10 protein-coding genes are annotated in these 6,301 nt (G+C 65.4%); 1 reads left to right on the forward strand and 9 read right to left on the reverse strand.

The window, feature by feature from the left end:
• Positions 1-50: 50 nt before the first annotated feature.
• Entirely contained in the window at positions 51-374 is a 324-nt protein-coding gene (gene trxA, locus IT882_RS16070; RefSeq protein WP_195692634.1) for a thioredoxin, read from the forward strand.
• Between the two features lie 96 nt (positions 375-470).
• Here trxA and IT882_RS16075 read toward each other — a convergent pair whose 3' ends face one another.
• From IT882_RS16075 to rpmH, 9 genes are all read right to left on the reverse strand, one after another.
• Positions 471-851: a tryptophan synthase subunit alpha gene (locus IT882_RS16075; protein WP_195692635.1), complete on the reverse strand. Its 381-nt coding sequence runs from the start codon at positions 849-851 to the stop codon at positions 471-473.
• A 48-nt stretch (positions 852-899) separates the two neighbouring features.
• On the reverse strand, positions 900-1,829 hold the full coding sequence (locus IT882_RS16080; RefSeq protein ID WP_195692636.1) for a ParB/RepB/Spo0J family partition protein: 930 nt from the start codon (positions 1,827-1,829) through the stop codon (positions 900-902).
• Positions 1,829-2,797, reverse strand: coding sequence for a ParA family protein (locus IT882_RS16085; RefSeq protein WP_324253899.1), 969 nt, complete (start codon positions 2,795-2,797; stop codon positions 1,829-1,831). The genes IT882_RS16080 and IT882_RS16085 overlap by 1 nt, the downstream gene beginning before the upstream one ends.
• A gap of 132 nt (positions 2,798-2,929) precedes the next feature.
• Positions 2,930-3,556, reverse strand: coding sequence for a 16S rRNA (guanine(527)-N(7))-methyltransferase RsmG (gene rsmG / locus IT882_RS16090; RefSeq protein WP_195692637.1), 627 nt, complete (start codon positions 3,554-3,556; stop codon positions 2,930-2,932).
• A 24-nt stretch (positions 3,557-3,580) separates the two neighbouring features.
• Positions 3,581-4,093, reverse strand: coding sequence for a protein jag (locus IT882_RS16095; protein WP_195692638.1), 513 nt, complete (start codon positions 4,091-4,093; stop codon positions 3,581-3,583).
• A gap of 16 nt (positions 4,094-4,109) precedes the next feature.
• Complete coding sequence (yidC, locus tag IT882_RS16100; protein WP_418887798.1) at positions 4,110-5,261, reverse strand: membrane protein insertase YidC; 1,152 nt, start codon at positions 5,259-5,261, stop codon at positions 4,110-4,112.
• A 6-nt stretch (positions 5,262-5,267) separates the two neighbouring features.
• Positions 5,268-5,618, reverse strand: a complete 351-nt coding sequence (yidD, locus tag IT882_RS16105; protein WP_195692640.1) for a membrane protein insertion efficiency factor YidD — start codon at positions 5,616-5,618, stop codon at positions 5,268-5,270.
• Positions 5,615-5,950: a ribonuclease P protein component gene (gene rnpA / locus IT882_RS16110; RefSeq protein ID WP_195692641.1), complete on the reverse strand. Its 336-nt coding sequence runs from the start codon at positions 5,948-5,950 to the stop codon at positions 5,615-5,617. The genes yidD and rnpA overlap by 4 nt, the downstream gene beginning before the upstream one ends.
• Before the next feature lie 7 nt (positions 5,951-5,957).
• Entirely contained in the window at positions 5,958-6,095 is a 138-nt protein-coding gene (gene rpmH, locus IT882_RS16115) for a 50S ribosomal protein L34 (protein ID WP_195692642.1), read from the reverse strand.
• Between the last annotated feature and the right edge of the window lie 206 nt (positions 6,096-6,301).

The following is a 6,301-nucleotide window of genomic DNA, read 5'->3' on the forward strand; positions in this document are numbered from 1 at the left end:
GCGCCCCTAATCACGTTTTCACCAGTGAACGCTTTGACGAAGGAGAACACATGACTGCCGCTGCCACCACCTCGGCGACGTGGGACCAGGATGTCCTGCAGGCCGATGGCCCCGTTCTTGTCGACTTCTGGGCGGCCTGGTGCGGCCCGTGCCGCATGGTCGCGCCCGTGCTGGATGAGATTCAGTCCGAGCACCCCGACAAGATCACGATCCTCAAGCTCAACGTCGACGAGAACCCCGACCTCGCGATGAAGTACCAGATCACCTCCATCCCCGCGATGAAGGTGTTCCAGGGCGGTGAGGTCAAGACGACCATCATCGGCGCGAAGCCGAAGTACGCTCTAGAACAGGATCTCGCCGAGTTCATCGGCTGATTCCCGTCCTCGACACGGATGCCGCGGTTCCCTCACGGGCCGCGGCATCCGTGTCGTTTCTGGCTGTCTGGGCGGCGTCGCGCTTAATCTCACGACTCAGCCGGAGCGGTGACGCACCTGCGGCCACCACAGAAGGCGCCAGGGCACGTCGGGGAGCAGCGAATCCCACGTGCGATGCCGCGCCGAACCGAGCAGGCGCCAGACGGCGCGGGTCAGCGGCGGGTAGTCGAGCGCAATCTGCCGTAGCAGCCGGTAGTGCCGGATGCCGGTGGAGGGCAATCCCGTCGTGAGGACGTTCTCAGCTCGCAGCATCAGGACCACGAGCTCGTCCACGGTGGGCAAGTCATCCATGAACTCCCACGGGTCTTCGCCCGCCCGCAACCGCTCTTCGACCAGAACCGAGAGCTCGTCCGCGGCCTCAGCGCGCAGAAGCTCGAGACTTGCCCGCCGGGTCGGGGCCGAATTCTCGCGCGTCATGCTTCCAGCGTACGTCGCTGTGAGCCCTCGTCGCCCGGATGTGGATGATCAGGAGCCGAAGCCCTCCACGCCGAGTTCGGCAAGGATCCGGTTCAGATCTTGAATGCTCGCAAAATCTATGCTGATCTGGCCTTTCTTTGCCGCCAGCGTGATCTTGACGCGGGTGTCGAGTCGGTCACCGAGCCTCTCTGCCAGGTCATCGAGCTGACCCCGACGGCCGCCGGCCTGGGGCTTCACGGGCTTGCGACCCGCCGATGCTGCACCCTTCGCGGCTGCTTCGGCCTCACGCACAGAGAGGTCTTCGTTCACGATCTTGTCAGCAAGCCGCGCCATCGCGTCGTCGCCGTCGACCGACAGGATCGCGCGGGCATGCCCGGCGCTGATGACTCCCGCTGCCACGCGCTGCTGCACGGGAATCGGCAGCTTGAGGAGGCGGATGGTGTTGCTGATCTGGGGCCGGGAGCGCCCGATCCGTCCCGCAAGCTCCTCCTGGGTGATGCCGAAATCCTCGAGCAACTGCTGGTAGGCCGACGCCTCTTCGAGGGGATTGAGCTGCGAGCGGTGCAGATTCTCGAGCAGAGCGTCACGAAGCAGGTGCTCGTCGGCCGTGTCCCGCACGATCGCCGGGATCGAGTCGAGCCCAGCCTCGCGAGACGCCCGAGTCCGTCGCTCGCCCATGATGAGCTCGTACGTTCCGTCGCCCCGGTCGCGGACCACGACCGGCTGGAGCACGCCGAACTCGCGCACGCTGTGGACGAGCTCAGCGAGTTCGTCCGGGTCGAAGTTCGTCCGCGGCTGCCGGGGGTTGGGAACAATCGTGTTCGGGTCGATCTGAATCAGCCGAGCCCCCGGCACCGCGACAAGCTCCTCGACGGCTTGCGCCTCGGGGAAGAACACGTCGACAGGACGACTCTCGCCCTGGTCGGCGGTGGGAATGAGGGCGCCAATACCCCGCCCCAGTCCGGTTCTCTTGGCCATCAGGGCTCTCTCTCTTCAGCTTCCGTCGTCGGTGCCGATAGCCCGGCATCCGTGTTCTCGTCGTCGCGGTGCTCGTCGCGGCGGACGATCTCGACGGCGGCCTCACGGTAAGCCACCGCTCCTACCGACTGCCCATCGTAAGCGATCACCGTCTGCCCGAAGCTCGGCGCTTCCGAGATGCGCACCGACCTCGGAATCACCGTCGCGAGCACTTGGTCGGGGAAGTGGGCGCGTACTTCGTCGGCGACCTGCTGCGACAGCCGTGTGCGGCCGTCATACATGGTGAGCAGAATCGTCGAGAGAGACAGAGTCGGGTTGAGGTGCTTCTGGATCATCGACACGGTGCCCATCAGCTGGCTGAGTCCCTCGAGGGCGTAGTACTCGCACTGAATCGGTATGAGCACCTCGTCGGCGGCGGTAAACGCGTTGATCGTGAGCAGACCGAGCGAGGGCGGGCAGTCGACGAGCACGATATCGATGTCCGCGCCCTCGGTCGACAAGTACTTCTCGAGCGCGGTCCGCAGGCGACGTTCACGGGCAACGAGAGAGACGAGTTCGATCTCCGCGCCCGCGAGGTGGATCGTGCTGGGAGCACAGAAGAGCCGCGGCGACTCGGGACTGTGCTGCACCACCTCAAACAGGGGCCGCTCGTCAACGAGAACGTCGTACACGCTCGGGGTCTCCGCGTTGTGAGGGATGCTCAGGGCGGTGGATGCATTGCCCTGCGGGTCCAGGTCGACGACGAGAACTGTCGCACCCATGTGCGCGAAGGCGGCAGCCAGGTTGACCGTCGAGGTCGTCTTGCCCACACCGCCCTTCTGGTTCGACACCGTGAAGACGCGGCGCCTGCCCTCGTACTGCAGGGGGATCGCCTCGAGCGCTCGTCGCCGTGCAGTGAGATCAGCGAGTTCGCGCGCCAGAGGGGTGTCGTAGAACGAGTCCGTCGCGGGATCCTCGTCGTGTTTCACGTGAAACGCTCCGATCGGGTCGTGGGCTTCTCTACTCTATTCGCGGCATGCGACGCGACCCCCGGGTGTTCCGGCGCCGGACACTGTTTCACGTGAAACATGGTCGCGCTCGGCAACGCCGTGTCTGCCGAGTCAGCCACCGACGACAGCTCGAACGACACGCGTCGTCTCATCCAGCACACCCTCACCGAGCGTGAGCACCTCGAGATCCGAGAGCGTGAACTTCCGGATCTGCTTCTGCGCGGCGTCAATCTCCGCCTCAGCGCCGCGCCCCTTGAAGAGTACGAGCGAGCCGCCCGGACGAACGAGGGGAGCCGTCATCGGGATCAGTGTCCGAAGCGCGCTCACCGCACGTGCGGTGACGATATCCACGGATGCCGCGGGCACCCATTCTTCGGCGCGAGCGCGGACGACGGTCACGTTTCGAAGCTCCAGCGCGTCCGCCTGCTCCGTGAGCCAGGCGACGCGGCGCTCCATCGGCTCCACCAAGGTCCATGCGACATCGGGCCTGGCGATCGCGAGCACGATCCCCGGGAGGCCTGCGCCGGAACCGATGTCAGCAGCATGACCGTCGAAGAGGGGAGCGGCGATCGCGCTGTTGAGAATATGGCGCCTCCACAGGCGCGGCAGCTCCAACGGACCGATCAGCCCGCGGGTCTCACCCTCCGCAGCCAATGCTGCGGTGAAGGCTCGGGCCCGGTCGATCCGGTCACCGAAGAGCGATGCGGCTGCGGCCGGCTCGGCCTCGAGGGTGGTCATCGATGTTTCACGTGAAACGCGCACTCAGGCGCGTCGGATCACCGTGTGTCGATCGGCACCTTCGCCGTAGGACTCCGACACCAGGCCGCGCTCGGCGACCAGGTCGTGGATGAGCTTGCGCTCATAGCTCGACATGGCCGGCAGGGAGGCTTGCGATGCTCCTTCGTCGAGGCGAGCGACAGCCCGATCGACCAGAGCATCAAGCTCCCGCTGGCGCGTGTCTCGCGAACCGCCGATATCCAGAATCAGGCGCGAGAAGCGGCCCGTGCTGTTCTGCACCGCAATGCGGGTCAGTTCCTGCAGGGCCTGCACCGTCGTCGGGTCCGAGAGTGAGGACAGCCCACCCGAGCGGTCGGCGTCATCCTGCTCGATCGACACGTAGGCGCGACCGTTGCGGACATCCAGCGCGAGGTCGCCGTCGATGTCAGCGATGTCGAGGAGTCCTTCAAGGAAGTCGGCGGCGGCGTCGCCTTCTTGTTCCAACTCTTCGATGGTCGCTTCTGCCCGCGAGGAGGCGGTGTCAGGGGTCGTGGTCATCTCCACACTCGCTCTTCTACTTGTTCGATTCTGGGGACGGGGACGAGCCACCGCCGGTACTTCCCTGGGGGCGCGGAGGCCGAGGGTTCGCAGCACCACTCGGGCGCTGACCTTGCTTCTTCGCACGCTGCTTACTCATCGGCTGCTCGCGCTTGGGGGCCTGAGACTTGGCCTTCTCCGCTTCCTCCAGCAGTCGCTGCTGCTCGGCGAGGTACTTGTCCATCGGGACGACCTTGCCACTGGAGTCGATCGCCTTGCCCTTGCGCGCGAGGCGCTCCTCGCGCTGCTTCGCCGCCTCAGAGCCGGGGGTCGGCATTTCCCGGATGACGATGAACTGCTGAACCATCGTCCAGATGTTGCTCGTGAACCAGTAGAGCACGACGCCGAGCGGGAAGAACACGCCCGAGAACACGAAGGCGAACGGCAGGACCCACAGCATGATCCGCTGCATCTGGTACGCCTGGCCGGTCTTGGCCTCGGGGGAGAGGTTCTTCGAGATGATCTGCAGCTGGGTGAAGAACTGCGACGCGATCATCAGGACGACGAGGACGACTAGGATAGCCACGGCGGGAGTGTTACCGGTGTTCCAGGCGTCGATCAGCGTCTCGTGCAGGGACGCGACCCCGAAGAGTGACGCGTCATAGAACTGCTTGGTCAACTCAGGGCTCAGTACGCCCACGCCACCCAGTCCCAGTTCGGCGTTGACCTTCACACCGCTCAGCACCGAATAGAGCGAGAAGAACACGGGCATCTGAACCAGGAGCGGAAGACATCCGGAGACGGGGCTCGTGCCGTGCTTCTTATAGAGCGCCATGGTCTCGCGACTCATGGCTTCCCGCGAGAGCTGATCCTTCTTGCCGCGGTACTTGTCCTGGATCTTGCGGAGCTCGGGAGCGATCTCCATCATCTTGCGCTGCGACTTGATCTGCTTGACGAACAGCGGGATCAGCGCGGCACGAACCACGACCACCAGGCCGACGATCGACAGCACCCAGGTGATGCCGTCGGCCGGGGGCAGTCCGATCGAGGTGAACAGCCAGTGCCAGAAGACGAGGACGAGTTCAACGACCCACTTCAGCGGCCACAGGATGATGCCGAAAAGGTCGAAGCCGCCGCCGCCCGCAGCTGTCGGGGTCGGTGACGGTGTCGCACTGGCGAGGAGATCCAGCAAGGATCAGTCCTTTCTGCGTGGCACGACGAACCCGTGCCGGGTGAGATCGAATCGGAAGTGCTCGTGGGGCGGAACGTCATCGACGCCACCCTTTGCCCACGGATGGCACCTGCCCAGCCGTGCTGCCGCGAGGGCCGCGCCCTTGAGAGCACCGTGCTGTTGCACCGCGCCCACCGCATATGCCGAACACGACGGATAGTACCGGCACACGTCGCCATAAAGGTGAGAGATGGTCGCACGGTACCCATGCAGGAGGGCGAGAACCGCGTTGCGCGGCGCGAGCGGCAGTGCGCGCGCGACATCGGCGGAGTCCAGGTGAGCGTGACCGAGGGCGTACGAGGGAAGCTCGCTCATCGCCGTTCTCCCGTGAGGCAGCGCGTGAGCTCACCCGCGAGGATGTCGTACGGTGCCTCCGCCGCGGCGGGAAGGGCCCGGATGACGACCTGGGATCCCGGGCGGATCTCGTCAACGAGTCCTGCGCTGATCGCCTTCAGCCGACGCCGCACCGTATTGCGGGTGACTGCCGAACCGACCTGCTTGCTCACGATGAAACCAAAGCGCGACGGGCCGGCATCCGCCGATACCGTCGTATAACTCATGACGTGCGCAGCCACACACCGGCGGCCCCGGCGGACGACGGAACGATAGTCCGCGCCCCGGGTGATCCGGTGGGCGCGCGCAAGCACTGTGAGGTCAGGCCGAGAGTTCGCTGCGACCCTTGGCGCGACGAGCCGCCAGGATGGCACGGCCGGCGCGGGTGCGCATGCGAGCGCGGAAACCGTGCTTCTTGGCGCGGCGGCGGTTGTTGGGCTGGAACGTACGCTTGCTCATGAGATCACTTCCGGATGTGGTGTCGCCGGGATGCTCACACCGGGACGATGAATCGGGGACGGCCACGAGGGCACAAGTCAACCGACTAAGCGTACGTCGCGGAGCGCACGAACTCAAACCAAGCCGGTGCGAAGGTACATTATCCCCAGCGTCATCCACCGTCTGGAGCCGACACGCGCAACGCTCTACAGTTGATTTTGCGCTGA

Origin of the sequence: Microbacterium schleiferi, from assembly GCF_015565955.1 — a bacterium.
Taxonomy (GTDB): domain Bacteria; phylum Actinomycetota; class Actinomycetes; order Actinomycetales; family Microbacteriaceae; genus Microbacterium; species Microbacterium schleiferi_A.

Excerpts from the sequence above, each read along its gene's own strand:
- trxA (WP_195692634.1), top strand. The coding sequence starts at position 51 with ATGACTGCCGCTGCCACCACCTCGGCGACGTGGGACCAGGATGTCCTG.
- IT882_RS16075 (WP_195692635.1), bottom strand. The coding sequence starts at position 851 with ATGACGCGCGAGAATTCGGCCCCGACCCGGCGGGCAAGTCTCGAGCTT.
- IT882_RS16080 (WP_195692636.1), bottom strand. The coding sequence starts at position 1,829 with ATGGCCAAGAGAACCGGACTGGGGCGGGGTATTGGCGCCCTCATTCCC.
- rsmG (WP_195692637.1), bottom strand. The coding sequence starts at position 3,556 with ATGACCACCCTCGAGGCCGAGCCGGCCGCAGCCGCATCGCTCTTCGGT.
- IT882_RS16095 (WP_195692638.1), bottom strand. The coding sequence starts at position 4,093 with ATGACCACGACCCCTGACACCGCCTCCTCGCGGGCAGAAGCGACCATC.
- yidD (WP_195692640.1), bottom strand. The coding sequence starts at position 5,618 with ATGAGCGAGCTTCCCTCGTACGCCCTCGGTCACGCTCACCTGGACTCC.
- rpmH (WP_195692642.1), bottom strand. The coding sequence starts at position 6,095 with ATGAGCAAGCGTACGTTCCAGCCCAACAACCGCCGCCGCGCCAAGAAG.